The 16,280-nt window shown below is 67.0% G+C and carries 14 protein-coding genes and 1 riboswitch; of the genes, 4 read left to right on the top strand and 10 right to left on the bottom strand.

Annotation, left to right across the window (positions count from 1 at the left end; genetic code table 11):
* Nucleotide 1 precedes the first annotated feature (1 nt).
* Both P9A17_RS02025 and P9A17_RS02030 read left to right on the top strand, forming a co-directional pair.
* The gene (locus P9A17_RS02025) at nt 2–1,516 is read left to right on the top strand and encodes a M28 family metallopeptidase (protein WP_278037014.1); all 1,515 of its coding nucleotides are present in this window, start codon (nt 2–4) and stop codon (nt 1,514–1,516) included.
* Nucleotides 1,517–1,557: 41 nt separating this feature from the next.
* Nucleotides 1,558–2,979 (top strand): M28 family metallopeptidase, encoded by a 1,422-nt coding sequence (locus P9A17_RS02030; protein WP_278037015.1) that lies wholly within the window; start codon nt 1,558–1,560, stop codon nt 2,977–2,979.
* Here P9A17_RS02030 and P9A17_RS02035 read toward each other — a convergent pair.
* Nucleotides 2,933–4,225 (bottom strand): solute carrier family 23 protein, encoded by a 1,293-nt coding sequence (locus tag P9A17_RS02035; RefSeq protein ID WP_278036924.1) that lies wholly within the window; start codon nt 4,223–4,225, stop codon nt 2,933–2,935. The genes P9A17_RS02030 and P9A17_RS02035 overlap by 47 nt on opposite strands.
* Nucleotides 4,226–4,232: 7 nt before the next feature.
* Nucleotides 4,233–5,396, bottom strand: coding sequence for an amino acid permease (locus tag P9A17_RS02040; RefSeq protein WP_278037016.1), 1,164 nt, complete (start codon nt 5,394–5,396; stop codon nt 4,233–4,235).
* A gap of 97 nt (nt 5,397–5,493) precedes the next feature.
* Here P9A17_RS02040 and P9A17_RS02045 point away from each other — a divergent pair, with 97 nt between their 5' ends.
* The gene (locus P9A17_RS02045) at nt 5,494–6,720 is read left to right on the top strand and encodes a TetR/AcrR family transcriptional regulator (protein WP_278036925.1); all 1,227 of its coding nucleotides are present in this window, start codon (nt 5,494–5,496) and stop codon (nt 6,718–6,720) included.
* Here the strand turns inward: P9A17_RS02045 and P9A17_RS02050 are convergent.
* The 6 genes from P9A17_RS02050 to thiC form a co-directional block, all read right to left on the bottom strand.
* The gene (locus P9A17_RS02050) at nt 6,687–6,953 is read right to left on the bottom strand and encodes a hypothetical protein (RefSeq protein ID WP_278036926.1); all 267 of its coding nucleotides are present in this window, start codon (nt 6,951–6,953) and stop codon (nt 6,687–6,689) included. The genes P9A17_RS02045 and P9A17_RS02050 overlap by 34 nt on opposite strands.
* A gap of 9 nt (nt 6,954–6,962) precedes the next feature.
* Nucleotides 6,963–8,450: an NAD(P)/FAD-dependent oxidoreductase gene (locus P9A17_RS02055; RefSeq protein ID WP_278036927.1), complete on the bottom strand. Its 1,488-nt coding sequence runs from the start codon at nt 8,448–8,450 to the stop codon at nt 6,963–6,965.
* A 31-nt stretch (nt 8,451–8,481) separates the two neighbouring features.
* The gene (locus tag P9A17_RS02060) at nt 8,482–9,207 is read right to left on the bottom strand and encodes a DUF4190 domain-containing protein (RefSeq protein ID WP_278036928.1); all 726 of its coding nucleotides are present in this window, start codon (nt 9,205–9,207) and stop codon (nt 8,482–8,484) included.
* 14 nt (nt 9,208–9,221) lie between these two features.
* Nucleotides 9,222–9,836, bottom strand: a complete 615-nt coding sequence (locus P9A17_RS02065) for an alpha/beta family hydrolase (RefSeq protein ID WP_278036929.1) — start codon at nt 9,834–9,836, stop codon at nt 9,222–9,224.
* On the bottom strand, nt 9,833–10,666 hold the full coding sequence (gene thiD, locus P9A17_RS02070) for a bifunctional hydroxymethylpyrimidine kinase/phosphomethylpyrimidine kinase (RefSeq protein ID WP_278036930.1): 834 nt from the start codon (nt 10,664–10,666) through the stop codon (nt 9,833–9,835). The genes P9A17_RS02065 and thiD overlap by 4 nt, the downstream gene beginning before the upstream one ends.
* The gene (gene thiC, locus P9A17_RS02075) at nt 10,663–12,177 is read right to left on the bottom strand and encodes a phosphomethylpyrimidine synthase ThiC (protein ID WP_278036931.1); all 1,515 of its coding nucleotides are present in this window, start codon (nt 12,175–12,177) and stop codon (nt 10,663–10,665) included. The genes thiD and thiC overlap by 4 nt, the downstream gene beginning before the upstream one ends.
* Nucleotides 12,168–12,277, bottom strand: a riboswitch (TPP riboswitch). (Overlaps the previous gene by 10 nt.)
* Before the next feature lie 82 nt (nt 12,278–12,359).
* Here thiC and P9A17_RS02080 point away from each other — a divergent pair.
* On the top strand, nt 12,360–14,114 hold the full coding sequence (locus P9A17_RS02080; protein WP_278036932.1) for an MFS transporter: 1,755 nt from the start codon (nt 12,360–12,362) through the stop codon (nt 14,112–14,114).
* Here the strand turns inward: P9A17_RS02080 and P9A17_RS02085 are convergent.
* Together P9A17_RS02085 and P9A17_RS02090 are read right to left on the bottom strand one after the other, a co-directional pair.
* Nucleotides 14,090–14,470, bottom strand: coding sequence for a hypothetical protein (locus P9A17_RS02085; RefSeq protein WP_278036933.1), 381 nt, complete (start codon nt 14,468–14,470; stop codon nt 14,090–14,092). The genes P9A17_RS02080 and P9A17_RS02085 overlap by 25 nt on opposite strands.
* A gap of 8 nt (nt 14,471–14,478) precedes the next feature.
* Nucleotides 14,479–16,164 carry an HNH endonuclease signature motif containing protein gene (locus P9A17_RS02090; RefSeq protein ID WP_278036934.1) on the bottom strand — a complete coding sequence of 562 codons (1,686 nt, stop codon included), beginning with the start codon at nt 16,162–16,164 and terminating at the stop codon, nt 14,479–14,481.
* Nucleotides 16,165–16,280 lie beyond the last annotated feature (116 nt).

The following is a 16,280-nucleotide window of genomic DNA, read 5'->3' on the forward strand; positions in this document are numbered from 1 at the left end:
CGTGGTGGGCGTGACCCGCAGAAGACTCGTCGCCGTGCTGGCCGCCGCTTCGCTGGTGATCGGCGGCTGTGGTCGCGAACCGGGTCCGGTGCCCGCGCCGGAGCCGCACCCCGACCCGACGGCCGCCACCGAGTTCGCCGACGGTCTGGCGAAGTCGGTCACCGGGGAAGCCATGATGGCGCACCTGACGAAGCTGCAGGAGATCGCCGACGCCAACGGTGGCAACCGTGCCCTCGGGGAGCCCGGCTACGACGCCAGCATCGACTATGTCGCCGATGCATTGCGGGACAAGGGATTCGACGTCGACACCCCTGAGTTCGAGGTCAAGATTCCATGGGCGGACGAACCGTCGCTGACCGTTTCGGGACGCAAGGTCGACGCCAAACCGATGCAGTACACCATCGGTACTCCCGACGGCGGGGTGTCCGGCCCGATCGCCGTCGCCCGGTCCGAGGACACCCCGGGTTGCACAGCGGGCGACTACGACGGCCTTCCGGTCGACAGCGCGGTCGTGCTCGTCGACCGCGGGTCGTGCCCGTTCGGTCAGAAGCAGGCGGTGGCGGCCGAGCGTGGCGCGGTTGCTCTGATCGTGGTGAACAACCAAGAGGGTGCCGAGATGTCCGGAGGCACCCTCGGCGACAACACCGACGTCAAGATCCCCGTCGTCAGCATCTCCAAGGCCTCGGGCGAACAACTGCGCGGCCAGTCGGGCGCTCCTGCGACGCTCAGTCTCAACGCGGGAGTGCGCATCGAACAGACCCGCAACATCATCGCTCAGACGAAGACCGGCTCCACCCAGGACGTCGTCATGGTCGGGGCGCACCTGGACAGCGTCGCCGAAGGCCCCGGCATCAACGACAACGGATCGGGTGTGGCGGCGGTGCTGGAAACCGCTCTGCAACTGGGCAGCTCGCCGGAGGTGGCCAATGCGGTGCGCTTCGGGTTCTGGGGGGCCGAGGAAACCGGTCTGCTGGGATCCAACGACTACGTCCGATCGCTGGACGTCGACGCGTTGCGGGACATCGCGCTCTACCTGAACTTCGACATGCTCGGTTCCCCCAACCCGGGGTACTTCACCTATGACGGAGACCAGTCCGAAGCTCCGGACCCCCGGCGCCCGGTGCCCCGGGTGCCCGAGGGTTCGGCAGGTATCGAGCGGACGCTGATGGGATATCTCGACAGGGCGGGCAAGCCGGGCCAGGACACCTCGTTCGACGGAAGATCCGACTACGATGGCTTCACGCAGGCGGGAGTCCCTGCGGGAGGGTTGTTCTCGGGAGCGGAGGAGAAGATGTCCGCTGAACAAGCCGACCTGTGGGGTGGGGAAGCCGACCAGCCGTTCGACCCGAACTATCACAAGGCCTCCGACACCCTCGACCACATCGACGAACCAGCGCTGCAGATCCACGGAAGCGGCGTCGCGTACGCGGTCGCGCTGTACGCGCAGGATCAGCGTGGCCGCAACGGGATTCCGCTGCGGGAAGACCGCACCCGCCACCAGCTCACCACGCCGTGAGCGCCCGCACGTTGGCCGCTGCGCTCGTCGCGGTGTGCGCCCTGGTCGTATCGTGCTCGCAGAACACCCCTGCTCCCGCCGCCGGGGAGGCGGGGCCGGGCCTGGCCGACAAGGTCACCATCGACGGTGTCTACGCACACCTGGTGAAGCTTCAGGAGATCGCCGACGCCAACGACGGAAACCGGGCCGACGGCTCGCCCGGCTATCAGGCCAGCGTGGACTATGTCGCACAGCTGCTGCGGGACAAAGGTTTCGACGTCGAGACACCGGAGTTCGAACGGCTCTCCGGTTCCCAGGGTGGGAGGCCGGTACTGACCGTCGCCGGCCGCACCTTCCGGGTGGAGCAGGCGTCGCTGATGATCACGACACCGCCGGGCGGGATCAAGGCCGTCACGTTGCGCCCGCGCCGGCCCGCCGGATGCACGGCAGCCGACTACGGAGACATGGCGATGGACAAGGCCATCGCCATCGTCGACGATACGGGCTGCTCGATCGTCGACAAGCAACGCGTCGCCGTCGGTGAGGGTGCCGTCGGAATGCTCGTGGTCAGTCAGGCCACGCCGTCGAGGCCGGTGGGTGCTCCGCCGACGCTGTTCTCGCCGGGCTACTACAACGACCTGAAGGTGCCCGTCGGCATCATCGACCCGACGGCGGACGCCGCGCTGCGCCGCACCGAAGCACCCGTCACGCTGGTGCTCGACAACAAACCAATCATGACGAAGTCGCGAAACGTCATTGCGCAGACCAAGACCGGTGACCCCAAGAACGTCGTCGTCGTCGGTGCCCACCTCGACAGCGTGCAGTCGGGTGCGGGGATCAACGACAACGGCTCCGGCGTGGCCACGGTGCTGGAGACCGCGCTGCAACTCGGCGGCGAGCCGCAGACCACGAACGCGGTGCGTTTCGCGTTCTGGGGCGCCGAGGAAGTGTCGATGGACGGCTCCAAGAAATATCTGCGTTCGCTGAGCGAGGACCAGCTCGACGACATCGCGCTCTACCTCAACTTCGACATGCTCGGCTCACCCAACGCGGGCTTCTTCACCGACGACGGAGACCAGTCGACGCAGACGGGAACGGTGGTGCCGGCACCCGAAGGCTCCGCCGGGATCGAGCGGTTGCTGGCGGGGCGCCTCAGCATGGTCGGCGTGCGGCCGGCCGACATCCCGTTGCAGCGCACCACCGACTACGGACCGTTTCTGGCGGCGGGCATCCCGGTCGGCGGTCTGACGACGGGGTCCTCACAACGCAAAACCGATGTGCAGGCCAGGCTTTGGGGCGGCAAGGCGGGGGAGCCGTTCGACCCGAACTATCACACGCGCCGGGACAACATCGACAATATCGACCGGGACGCCCTCGGCATCATGGCATCGTCGGCGGCCTTCGCGATCGGTACCTACGCGGAGTCGATCGACGGCGTCAACGGGGTGCCTGCACGTGATCAGCGGGACCGGCGAACGCCTTAGTTCCACCCGTCCTGAAGCCCAGCAGTCGCATGCCGTGGTAGATGACGAGCGCGGCGATGGATCCGAGCGCAATGCCGGTGAACGTGAGACTTCCTGCGCTCCAAGTGAAGTCGGCGATGCCGATGATCAGCGGGATCGCGGCCGTCATCTGGTTGATGGGTTTGCCGAAGTCGACGTGGTTGGTGAGCCAGATCCGCACCCCCAGGATGCCGACCAGGCCGTAGAGCACGACCGTCGCGCCGCCCAGCACGCCGCCCGGGATGGCCGCGATCGCCGCACCGACCTTGGGGCACAACGACAGAACGAGAGCCACCGCCGCGGCGATCCAGTACGGCGCGGTCGAGTACACGCGCGTCGCCGCCATCACGCCGATGTTCTCCGCGTACGTCGTCGTCGCCGAACCGCCGCCGAATCCGGCCAGCGTCGTCGCGACCCCGTCGGCGGCCAGCGCACGACCCATCAGCGGATCCACATCGGTGCGCGTCATCTGGCCGACGGACTTGACGTGCCCGATGTTCTCGGCGATCAACGCGATGACCGCGGGCAAGAACAGCGGTAGCACCGACAGCGAGAACGTCGGCGTCTGGAATTCGGGCAGCCCGATCCACGGCGCCGCGGCAATTCCCGAGGTGTCGACATCGCCGAGGATCAGCGCCAGCACATAGCCCGCGACGACGGCGAGGAAAATCGCGAGCCGCCCGATCATGCCGCGGAAGAACGCGAGCACGGCGACCATCAGGACCAGCGTCACGATGCCGAGCACCGGGCCCGTCTCGAAGTTCTGCTTCGCGACGGGCGCCAGATTGAAACCGATCAGCGCGACGATGGCGCCCGTCACGACCGGCGGCAGCGTCACGTCGATCCAGTGGGTGCCGACGAAATGCACGACGCCGCCCACAATGATGAGCAGCACGCCGACCGCGATGATGCCGCCGAGCGCACTGCCGGTGCCCGCCGACGCGGTGGCTGCGGTGATCGGCGCGATCACCGAGAAGCTCGACCCCAGATAGCTGGGCAGCCGGTTACCCGTGATCAGCAGGAACAGGATGGTGCCGACACCGGAGAACAGCAGCGTGGTGGCCGGGGGAAAGCCCGTGAGCACCGGAACCAGGAAGGTGGCGCCGAACATCGCGACGACGTGCTGGGCGCCCAGGCCTACCGTGCGTGACCAGCTCAACCGCTCGTCGGGTGCGACGACGAAGCCCGGCTCGGCCTTCGATTCAACAAGCTTCCAGGTGAACGCCATTGCCCGACTACACACCATGACGCTGAATGCCGCTAGTCCAGAACGCGATCACACCGAGCGCCACCACGGCGGCGCCGGCGATCACCGAGGACGGCGGCAGCGTGAAAGCCAGTGTGAGACAACCGATCAGGCCGACTGCCGGAACAATGCGGCAGCCCAACGTCCAAGCGGACGCGTTGGCGATCGCGTAGTACAGCAGCACCCCGAACGACGAGAACCCGATCGCGCCGCGCACGTCCACGACCGCGGCGACGACCGCCACCACGACACCGACGGCGAGCTCGGCGTGGTGCGGCGTCGCGTGGCGCGGATGCACGGCGGCCAGCGTGCGCGGCAGGTAGCCGTCGCGTGCCATCGCCAGCGTGGTGCGGGACACCCCGAGCAGCAGCGCCAGCAGGGCGCCCAGCGCCGCGACGGCCGCGCCGACGCTGACGAAGGGACTCAGCCCCGGGAACCCCGCCGCGCGCACGGCGTCCGACAACGGCGCGGTGGCCGCGGCCAGACCCGCGCTGCCCAGTTGCGCCAGCACCGTCACCGCGACCGCCGCGTACACGACCAGCGCGATGGCGAGCGCCAGAGCGACGGCCCGGGGGATCGTCCTCGCCGGATCGCGGACCTCCTCGCCGAGCGTGGCGATGCGCGCGTACCCGGCGAACGCGAAGAACAGCAGGCCCGCCGCCTGCAGGACCCCGTACACCGTCACGTCGTCGCCCAGCGCGAGCCTGGACACCTCAGCGCCCCCCGAACCGAGGATCACGACCACGACGACTGCCAGCAGCGCGAGCACCAGCGCGACGATGACGCGCGTCAGCGCCGCCGACCGTTGCACACCGGCGTAGCCGACGGCCGTCAGTGCGACCACGGCTCCGACCGCCACCGCGTTGGCATGCGCCGGCCACACATAGAAACCGACGGTCAGGGCCATCGCCGCACACGACGCGGACTTCCCGACGACGAAACTCCACCCGGCCGCATGGCCCCAGAACGGTCCGAGCCGCTCGCGACCGTAGACGTACGTGCCGCCGGACTGCGGATTCCGCGCAGCCAGCCGGGCCGACGACATCGCATTGCAGACCGCGACGAGGGCGGCGACGGCCAGCCCGATGAGCATCCCGGTGCCCGCGGCGCCCGCGGCGGGTGCCAGCGCGACGAAGATTCCCGCCCCGATCATGGACCCGAGGCCGAGTGTGACGGTGTCGAACAATCCGAGACGACGACGTAACACCGACTCGTCGGGCAGGCCCACCGCGCCACGATATCGTGGGTCGGTGGCGCATTCCGCCGGTGATGACCGCATCCGACGTCGGCCGAAGGACCGAAAGGCACAGATCGCGCGCGCCTCGGCCGAGGCGTTCAGTGAGCTGGGGTATCACGGCGTCAGCATGGAGATGATCGCGTCGCGGGTCGGGATCTCCGCGGCGGCGCTCTACCGCCACTACTCCAGCAAGTACGAGCTGTTCCGCGATGCGGTGCTCGCGCTCGGGCAGCAGCTCGTCGACGCCACGGCCGACATCGACGGTGACGAACCGCAGGTGGTGATCGACCACCTGGTAGCCGCGCTCGCCGACATCGCGCTGGCCAACCGTAACTCGGGCGGGCTGTACCGCTGGGAAGGCCGGTACCTGCTTGGCGACGACCAGGCGGCGCTTCTCGACCAGCTCCGCACCGTGCACGGCCGCATCCACCGGCCGCTGATGGAGCTGCGGCCCGATCTGACCGCCCGGCAGCGCTCGACACTGTCGACGGCGGTGCTGTCCATCCTCGGCAGCATCGTCGACCACCGCGCGAAACTGCCCGCGGCGCAGGTGCACCGGGTGCTCGCGCAGTTGTCGACCGCGGTGCTCGCCGCCGAGCTGCCCGATGACCCGCCCGAGCACCCCGCCGATGCGGAGCCGGCGCGGCCGGCCGTCGAATCCTCGAAATACGAAGCGCTGCTGACCGAATCGATGCGGCTGTTCTACCTCAACGGGTACCGGGACACCAGCATGGAGGAGATCGCGACGGCTGTCGGCATGCCGACTTCGGGGATCTACAAGTACTTCTCGGGCAAGAGCGACATCCTGGCTGCGATCTTCCGGCGCGCCTCCGATCGGGTATCGGCCGAACTGGCAGGCATCGTCGCGACGGTGCCCGACCCCGAGGAGGCGTTGGCCGCCGTTCTCGACGCCTACGTGGCGCGGTCGTTCGACCAGCCCGAGATGGACTGTGTGTACTACTGCGAGCGGCTCAACATGTCGCCCGCCGATCAGCGCATCGTCCGCGACGTGCAGCGCTCGACGGTCGAGTCGTGGGTCGACCTGGTGGTCGCGGTGCGGCCGGAGTGGAGCCCCGGGGAAGCGCGGTTCGCCGTCCACGCCGCGATGGCCCTGGTCATCGACCTCGGTCGACTGGTGCAGTACGCCACCACCGAGGAGGCCAGACAGACCGTGCAGCGGTTGGTCGAGGTGACGCTGCTGGGCGGCTACCGGTTGCGGGCGACGCTTCCCGCCATGTAGAGCAGGTACAGGACGAGTCCGACGAGCGCGAACTTGCGCGTCTTGGGCGATGCGATGCCCAGGCCGACGGCGGTCTCGATCGCTCCGTCGATGTAGACGTGCTGGCGCGTGTTGGTCGGGAAGGCCGACTTGGTGACACCCTCGTAGACCTGCGGGACGACGAAGTGGGACAGGCCGGTTCCGGCGAGGGCGAGACCGGCAACCGTGGCGGCACGCGAGTTTTCGTTGGGCACAGCCGGATCCTAGACGATGGTGTAGTCGCTGATCGGGAAGGCCGTGGCTTCACGGATCGCGTTCTTGGTCGACATGGGTCGCAGCAGCGTCGGTTCGCCCGCCGGGTTGTAGTAGTAGGAGCGTGCGGTCGCGCAGCTGCCGTTGATGAACAGCGAGTCGCCGAGCAGCTCCGTCATGCGGTCCAGGTACTTGGTGTTGGCTTCCTCGGTGATCTCGAAAGTGGTTGCGCCGCGGCGCTTCACCTCGCCGAACAGGCGATCCATGTGCCGCATCTGGTATTCCATCGTGTTGAAGAAGTTCAGCCCGAGGAAGGCGTAGGGGCTAGCCAGCGACAGGTAGTTCGGGAAGTACGGCATCGACACACCCTGGTAGGCCTGGAACCTGGTCTCGCGCCACCACTTTCCGAGGTTGCGGCCCTCGCGGCCGATGACCTCGATGGCGGGGAAGTTGGCTTCCCAGAGGTCGAATCCGGTGGCGAGCACCAGCGTGTCGATCGTGTTCTTCACGCCGTCATTGCCGACGATGCCGTCGGATTCGATCCGAGCGATGCCGTTGTCCTGAAGGTGGACATGCGGTTTGGTGAAAGCGCGGTAATAGCCGTTCGAGAACGTCGGGCGCTTGCAGCCAAAGTCGTAGTCCGGAGTGAGACGGTCGCGCAACTGCTTGTCGCGGATCGTCGCGAAGCGGTGCATCTTGGCCAGATCGCTGGCCCCGATGTTGAAACGGCCGCGGGTCTGCCGGTTGTGCAGGACCGCCACCGACACCATCAGCTCGTAGATGGTGTCCGTGACCGCGCGAATTATGCGCTGTGTCAACGGAATCCGGGCGAACAGCCGCTTGGCGCGCTCGGAGAACCGGAAATCGACCTTGGGGACCACCCAGATCGGCGTGCGCTGATAGACGGTCAGGTCGGCGACCTTCTTCGCGAGCTCCGGGATGAGCTGCACGGCCGTCGCGCCGGTGCCGATGATGGCGACCTTCTCGCCGGTAGGGTCGTAGGAGTCGTCCCAGGCGGTGGTGTGGACGACGCGTCCCTCGAACTCGGTGATGCCGGGAATGTCGGGCATGTGCGGCTGCGACAGGAATCCCGTCGCGGTCAGCAGGTACCGAGCCTCGAGCGTCGTGCCGTCGGCGAGCCCGACCCGCCAGACTTTGGCGTCCTCATCCCAGCGCGCCCCGTCGACGGTCACGTTGAACCGGATGTGGCGGCGCACGTCGTACTTGTCGGCGACGTCGTCGGCGTACTGCTTGATCTCGTTGCCGGTGGAGAACAGCCGCGACCAGTTCGGGTTCGGCTCGAAGAAGTACGAATACGTGGTGGTCGGGACGTCGACCGCCAACCCTGGATAGTGGTTGACGTACCACGTGCCGCCGAGGTCGTCCTCGCGGTCGAGGATCACGAACTTCTCGATGCCCATCCGCTTGAGCTGGATGGCGGCGCCGATTCCTGCAAACCCGGCCCCCACGATGACCGCGTCGAAATGCTCCGAAGCCATGCGAGAACGGTACCCCAGGTACCGGGAAGTCTTAGCCGCGGATGGAGCCGGTGCGCGGCGGGTCGAGGGTCGCGATGCAGGTCACGACGCGGTCGCCGTTGGCCCAGGTCTCGGCGGTGGGATAGAGGACGTAGAGCTGCACCGACTCGTCCAGCATCGACTGCGGCGAGTAACTGGCCAGTTCGGGACTGCATTTCTCGTGGTAGGCCTCCACCTCGGCTTGGCCCGGGAAGTCGCCGTCGGGCATCGTCAGAACGGCGAACACCTCGCCGGCGTGAGATTCCTCGCAGCTGATCGTCTTCACGGTCAGCACCCGCTCTCCGTCGGGGATCTCGGCGAGGCAGTCACCGACCTTGACGTCGGTCGCTGTGACGCGGTCGCTGCCCACGGCGACGACGATGAAGATCAGCAGGCCGATGATCCAGACCACCGACAGCGCAATGCCCGCGATCGCCATGCCACGGCCGCTCTGGTAGTCCTTGGCCTTGATCAGGCCGATCACACCGCAGACGAGGCTGATCAGGACGCCACCGATGACGCCGAAGATCAGCGAGACGATCGCCCACCAGTTGGTCCGCTTCGCCGGCGCGAACTGGGGTTGCCCGTACGAGTCCTGGTAGGGCTGCGGAGGTGGCGGAGGATAGGCGGGCTGGCCATAGGCGGGCTGGTTGTACGCCGGCTGCCCATAGGGCTGCTGACCGTACGGCGGCGGGGGCGGCGGAGACGGCGGCCCGGGAGGCGGCGGAGGTACGGTCACGCAGCGACGATAGCTCAGCGCAGCTGCCGAAGCGCCGCATCGACCGCGAGCGCCGGTACGTCGAGTTTCTTGGATCCGAGGTCGTGACGCGCGCCGGTCACCTCGACGATCTCGGTGGCTGCGCCGACGAGGGCGGCCGCCGGCCGGATTTCGTCGAGCGTGCCGAATGGATCCGCGGTGCCGTGGGTGAACACGGTGGGCACCGTGATGCACGGAAGATGCTCGGTGCGGGCGCGTTCGGGCTTGCCGGGTGGATGCAGCGGATAGGAGAACAGCGTCAGGACGTCGAGCTCCAGGCCGTCTGCAACGGCCATCGACGTCATCCGGCCGCCGTAGGAATGTCCGCCGGCGATGACGGGACCGTCGGCGAGGGTGCGCACGGCGGCGACGGCCTCGACGATGCCGGCCATGTCGGTGGCCGACGACCCGGACGGCGGGCCCTTGGGGCGGCGGCGTCGGTAGGGCAGGTTGTAGCGGACCGCGAGCCAGCCGCGGCGCGCCCACTCGTCGCAGAGGGCCTTCAACATCGGCGATTCTCGGCTGCCGCCCGCGCCGTGGGTCAGGGCGACAACGCCTGCGGGGGTGCCGTCGGGTTCGTGCGCGACGCCGGCGATCTCCTCAAGGGTCATGTGCTCAATCTGAACAGAGCATTGACCGGCCCGTGGCCGTGACCCAGCGGATAGGCGGCGCGCAGGCATTCGGTCACCCAGGACTTGCCGAACGCGACGGCGTCGGGAACCGGGTAGCCGTGGGCCAGCGCGCAGGCTGTGGCGGCGGCCAGGGTGTCGCCCGCGCCGTGGTCGTGGCCGGTGTCGATGCGGGTGGTGTCGAACTCGTGGAAGTCCGTGCCGTCGAAGAGCAGGTCGGGACTGGTCGACGACGATCGCAGATGACCGCCCTTGACCAAGGCCCACTGCGGGCCGAGCCCGTGCAGCTTTCTGGCGGCCTCACGCTGAGTCTGCTCGTCGACGACGTCGACCCCGACGAGCAGTCGCACTTCGTCGAGGTTGGGTGTGACGAGGGTGGCCAGTGGGAAAAGCTTGTCGCGCAGCGCATCCAGGGCGCTGGGGTGCAGCAGGGGATCGCCGTGCATGGAGGCGCAGACCGGGTCGACGACGAGGGGGGTGTCGGTGAGGCCCTGGGTCACCCAGGTGTCGGCGATCGTCTCGATGATTGCCGACGAGGCAAGCATGCCGGTCTTGGCGGCCTGCAGGCCGATGTCGGAGGCGACGGCTTCGATCTGGCCGGCGACGATGTCGCGTGGCATCTCGTGAAAGCCTTTGACGCCCACCGAGTTCTGCACGGTGACGGCGGTGACGGCGACGAGTCCGTGCAGGCCGAGCATCGCAAAGGTGCGCATGTCGGCCTGGATTCCGGCACCCCCGCCGGAGTCCGACCCGGCGATCGTCATGACGCGCAGCGGTGGCTCACCAGGAGGGGTCAGTGGCAGAAAGGTCATGTCGTCACCATCGGTAGCTGGATCTTGCCCGCCATTGCTTCCTGCACATCGTGGCTGATCCGCATCGAACAGAACTTCGGGCCGCACATCGAACAGAAGTGGGCGGACTTGGCGGGTTCGGCGGGCAGGGTCTCGTCGTGGAACTCTCGAGCAGTGTCGGGGTCCAGCGACAGGTGAAACTGGTCTTCCCACCGAAACTCGAAGCGTGCCTTGGAAAGTGCGTCATCTCGGAGCTGAGCGCCGGGATGGCCCTTGGCAAGGTCGGCGGCGTGGGCGGCGATCTTGTAGGCGATCACTCCGTCCTTGACGTCCTTGCGGTTGGGCAGCCCGAGATGTTCCTTCGGGGTGACGTAGCAGAGCATCGCGGTGCCGGCCTGGGCGATGATCGCGGCGCCGATCGCCGAGGTGATGTGGTCGTAGGCGGGCGCGATGTCGGTGGCCAGCGGGCCCAGTGTGTAGAAGGGAGCTTCCTCGCAGAGTTCCTCTTCGAGCCGGACGTTCTCGACGATCTTGTGCATCGGCACGTGGCCTGGACCCTCGATCATCACCTGTACGCCATGGGATTTGGCGACCGAGGTGAGCTCACCGAGAGTGCGCAGTTCGGCGAACTGGGCGGCGTCGTTGGCATCGGCGATCGAGCCGGGGCGCAGGCCGTCACCGAGGGAGAACGTGACATCGTAGCGGGCGAGGATTTCGCACAGCTCGTCGAAGTTGGTGTACAGGAACGATTCTCGGCTGTGGGCCAGGCACCAGGCGGCCATGATCGAGCCGCCGCGGCTCACGATCCCCGTCACCCGGTTCACGGTCAGCGGGATGTGATCGATCAGCACGCCGGCGTGCACCGTCATGTAGTCGACGCCCTGTTCGCACTGCTCGATAATGGTGTCGCGGTAGGCATCCCACGTGAGTTTCACCGGGTCGCCGTTGACCTTCTCCAGGGCTTGATACAGCGGCACCGTCCCTACCGGGACCGGTGAGTTACGCAGGATCCACTCGCGAGTCTGGTGGATGTCGCGGCCGGTGGACAGATCCATGATGGTGTCGGCGCCCCAGCGCGTCGCCCACACCATCTTGTCGACCTCCTCGGCGATCGACGAGCTGACAGCCGAATTGCCGATATTGGCATTGACTTTCACTGCGAAGGCTTTGCCGATGACCATCGGCTCGGCTTCCGGGTGGTTGTGGTTGGCGGGGATCACCGCACGACCCCGGGCGACTTCGTCGCGCACCAGTTCAGCTGCGACACCTTCGCGTTCGGCGATGAAGGACATCTCGGCGGTGATCTCACCGGTGCGGGCCCGCTGCAACTGGGTGCCGCGGTCGCGCGTGACGGAACGGCGGGGCAGGCCCGCCTCGAGGTCGATGACGGCATCGTGGTCGGTGTACGGCCCCGAGGTGTCGTAGAGGTCCAGGTGCTCGCCGTTGCTGAGTTGGACGCGGCGGAACGGTACGCCATTGCGGTAGATCTTCGTGCTGCCCGCGATTGGACCCGTCGATACGTCATGCATCATGCGTTTCTCCCTACGCCGGCATTACCCGGTCAGGTTCGTACGGTCGACGGGCCTACCCGTCCTCTCAGCGCGCTTGGTGCGCGCTCCCGCGTGTTGACGTTTGTCACGCTAGCAGGTCTCGAATTGCCCACGGAAGATTTGTATAGCTAATATATGTTCTTTGTGGGCGAGGTGAGCAGACGATGACGACAGAGATCCAGACCGATGCCGCTGCGGTGGAGACCACGCGGCGCCGACGTCGTATCGACGCCGACCACCCGCACTACAAGTGGATCGTCCTGTCGAACACGACACTGGGCACGCTGCTCGCGACGGTGAACGCGTCGATCGTGCTCATCTCGCTTCCCGCCATCTTCCGCGGCATCGGGCTGAACCCGCTGGCTCCGTCGAACATCAGCTACCTGCTGTGGATGCTGATGGGCTATCTCGTGGTGACGGCCGTGTTGGTCGTGCCGTTCGGGCGCCTCGGCGACATGTTCGGCCGGGTGCGGATCTACAACATCGGCTTCGCGGTGTTCACCTTCGCGGCGATCGCCCTGTCCTTCGACCCGTTCCACCTCGACGGCGGCGCCATCTGGCTGATCGCGTGGCGGGTGGTCCAGGGGGTCGGCGGAGCGATGCTGATGGCGTCGTCGTCGGCGATCCTCACCGATGCGTTCCCGGCCAACCAGCGGGGTATGGCGCTGGGCGTCAACATGGTCGCCGCGGTGGCAGGCTCGTTCCTGGGCCTGCTCATCGGTGGCGTCCTGTCCGAGTGGCATTGGCAGGCGATCTTCTGGGTCGGGGTGCCGATCGGGCTGGCGGGAACCATCTGGAGTCTGCGCTCGCTGCTCGAGATCGGTGTGCGGACACCGGGCAAGCTCGACTGGGCCGGCACGCTGACCTTCGGCATCGGGCTCACTGTCCTGTTGATCGGCATCACCTACGGCATTCAGCCCTACGGGGAGTCGACGACCGGCTGGGCCAACCCGTGGGTCCTCGGATCGATCGCGGCGGGCCTGCTGCTGCTCGTGGTCTTCTGCTTCGTCGAACTGCGGGTGGCACAGCCGATGGTGAATATCAGGCTGTTCCGCTCGGCATCGTTCGGTATGGGCAACATCGCCGGCCTGATGTCGTCGATGGGCCGCGGCGGCCTGCAGTTCATGCTGATCATCTGGTTGCAGGGCATCTGGCTTCCGTTGCGCGGCTACGACTTCGAATCGACTCCGCTGTGGGCGGCGATCTACATGCTGCCGATCACCGTGGGCTTCCTGATCGCCGGGCCGATCGCGGGATGGCTGTCCGACCGGTACGGGGCGCGGCCTCTGACTGTCGGCGGTATGGGCTTGATGGCGGCGTCGTTCATCGCGTTGGTGATGATCCCGGTGGACTTCGACTATTGGGTGTTCGCGCTGCTGATCTTCCTCAACGGCGTGGGTGGCGGCATCTTCACCGCACCCAACACTGCGGCCATCATGTCGAGTGTCCCGGCGGCTGAGCGCGGCGCCGCGTCCGGTGTGCGCGCGACGTTCTTCAACGCAGGCTCGTCGCTGTCGATCGGCATCTTCTTCTCTCTGATGATCATCGGGCTGGCAAATACGCTGCCAGGCACGTTGAGCAGCGGCCTTCAGGCGCAAGGGGTTTCGTCCGACGTCGCGCAGCAGGTGGCCGACCTGCCGCCGGTCGGCAGTCTGTTCGCCGCGTTCCTCGGCTATAACCCGATCGCCGAACTCTTGGAGCCCTATCACGCTCTCCAGCAGCCCGGCGTCAACGCAGAGGTACTCACCGGCCAGACGTTCTTCCCGCACTTGATCATCGAGCCCTTCCATTCGGGGTTGGTCGTGGTGTTCGTCGCCGCGGCCGTCATGATGGTGATCGGACTGATCGCCTCCCTGTTCAATCCGGGCCGCTACGCCGAGGACGTGGAGCAGAGTCAGAACAGCGCCCCTCGGAGGTAGAAGTCCTCCAGCTTCCTGGTGATGATCGAACCCACGGGAAGTTGGGCGGCTATCTCCAGATTGTCGTCGGCAACGTCCTCGGCCCATGCGACCGGCCACCCTCCATCACCGAGGCTGGTCTCGAAGGCGAGAATCACGTCTTCTCTGTTCATTTCGGTTTCGACGACCATCGCGGTGGTGGTGGCCCGATGCGACGCCGCCCCGGCGAAACCGCGCCCGCACCCGCAAGGCCCCTCCGGGTTGCGCAGGTCGCGGTCGCACGGTTCCTGGATCCACACCAACTCCCGCTCGACGCAGAAGTGGTAGTCGCCGGGGTGCGTCCCCTGCGTATGGCCGGTGGCCACAAGGATTTTCACAATTTCTCCTAGAAGGGTGGTGGGTCGTCGGGGTCGACGGTGGACGCAGTGGGCAGTGGCGTTGCCGACTGCGGTTCGAGGGCACGTTCGATGTGGTTGAGCCGGCGCTCGGTGGCGATATAGGCGGCACGGTTTTCGGCCCGGGTCTGTTGGCGGGCGGGCATCCTGGGATGCCGGCCCTGCCGGGTCGGTGACAACGGTTGGCTGGTTCTCGGTGGCGGCGCGGGCGGCGTCGTGATGTTCCAGTCCGGGAAGAGCAGGGTGCTCAACGGCTTGGTGGTGTAGGTCAATCCGGCGGGCGTCGTGACGGTGACCGTGCCGTCAGGCTGCTGTCGATCCTTCCAGCCCGGCACGAACGTCTTCACCAAATGGTGCAGGCGGCAATAGCTTTTGGCGTTAGACGGGTGTGTGGCTCCGGTGGGCCACGGCACGGTGTGGTCGATATCGGTATGTACGGCGGGCTTGTTGCAGCCCGGGAACCGACAGGTCAGGTCGCGCGCATGAACGAACCGCTGCAATGCGGCGGACGCCCGGTACTGCGGTTCGGCGGTGAGAGTGGTCGGGTCGATGACCCGAATTCGGGTGCCGCGGATGATCAGTTCGGCCAGCAGCGGGGCCGGCACGATTGCACCCTTGAAGCTCGGGATGAGCGCTGCCTTGAACCGCGGCGGGGGAGTGGGGTGCTCTGGCGCCGGCTCGGGCTCGCTAACGAGCTCTGCCGATGGTGTCGATTCCAGCTCGGCTGCGGCAGGCTCGACATCCGCGCCGCCTGCCGCTGAAGGCTCCGGCCGGGGCGTGGACGTCGGCCTGTTCCGTGGCTTCGGTGCACGTTCAGGATCCTCGCCGTGGCACTCGGGATCGGGATCGGCGTACAGGGAATCTTGTTCCGCGATCACGTGAATCACGATCGAGGAGGCGTGACCGTCGTCGACTTTGGCTTTGCAGTCCGCATCGGGGCACTGGCACGCCAGAAAGAAGGACCCCTTCCCGAATGCTGCACCGACCGCATCGGCACGTCGTTGATCCATCGTCCGAGGGTCCTGCCGGCACGGGCCGCCGATCATGGCGACGAGCCGTTGGTGCATCAGCGCCGCATCGACCACGCTGACGCGGCCGTGCACGCTGACGGTGCCGCCGGCGGCGTCTTCCCGATCTCCGATAGCGAAGTAGCGGCCGCGCATCGCGGTTCGGGTGCGCCGCACTGCGTCCGGGTCATGACGGTCGACCCACACGTCGATCGCCTTCTCCAAGCCGTGCTGCGAGAGCTTTCCCCACGCCGGGGCCCGCTCGGCAATCTCAGTGTCAATGGCAGGCAAGGCCGACTTGGTGACGAGGAACGTGCGCCACGCGATGGTGGTGATCATTGCGCTGGTGATCTGCCCGTCGAGAAACCGTGCTCCGACCTTCGGTAGCCGATCCCTCAGGGTGACTGCCAGATCCAGCAGCCCTACCGCTTTGCCGTGAGTCACGGTCAGCGCGCACGACACCACAGAGGCGGCGGCGTCGGTATCGTCGATGGCGTCCCGTTCGCGGAGTTCACCGGAGTGCGCTCGGCGCTGCAACTCCGCGATCGCAGCCAGCTTGCGCGCCTCCGCCGCGGCGGACGCGGCGGCCCACCCACTGATCGCCTCGGCCAAGGCCGCGTCGCTGGCTGCTGCCAGCGCGGCGGGCTCGGGAAGCAATCTATCGCACATGTGTTCGAGTCTAGGTGTGGACACCGACGAGCGTCATCGGTGACAACTGCGTCCTGGGGATAGATTTCGATATCGCGCAAATCTGTGGATAACTCCGGAGATAAAGTCGTCAGCAA

It is taken from the genome of Mycobacterium sp. 236(2023) (assembly GCF_029623955.1).
In the GTDB taxonomy this organism is placed as follows: Bacteria; Actinomycetota; Actinomycetes; order Mycobacteriales; family Mycobacteriaceae; genus Mycobacterium.

Bases quoted from the DNA above. Each gene is read 5' to 3' on its own strand.
- P9A17_RS02035 (WP_278036924.1), bottom strand. From the start codon at position 4,225: ATGGCGTTCACCTGGAAGCTTGTTGAATCGAAGGCCGAGCCGGGCTTC.
- P9A17_RS02040 (WP_278037016.1), bottom strand. From the start codon at position 5,396: ATGATCGGGGCGGGAATCTTCGTCGCGCTGGCACCCGCCGCGGGCGCC.
- P9A17_RS02055 (WP_278036927.1), bottom strand. From the start codon at position 8,450: ATGGCTTCGGAGCATTTCGACGCGGTCATCGTGGGGGCCGGGTTTGCA.
- P9A17_RS02065 (WP_278036929.1), bottom strand. From the start codon at position 9,836: ATGACCCTTGAGGAGATCGCCGGCGTCGCGCACGAACCCGACGGCACC.
- thiD (WP_278036930.1), bottom strand. From the start codon at position 10,666: ATGACCTTTCTGCCACTGACCCCTCCTGGTGAGCCACCGCTGCGCGTC.
- thiC (WP_278036931.1), bottom strand. From the start codon at position 12,177: ATGATGCATGACGTATCGACGGGTCCAATCGCGGGCAGCACGAAGATC.
- P9A17_RS02080 (WP_278036932.1), top strand. From the start codon at position 12,360: ATGACGACAGAGATCCAGACCGATGCCGCTGCGGTGGAGACCACGCGG.
- P9A17_RS02090 (WP_278036934.1), bottom strand. From the start codon at position 16,164: ATGTGCGATAGATTGCTTCCCGAGCCCGCCGCGCTGGCAGCAGCCAGC.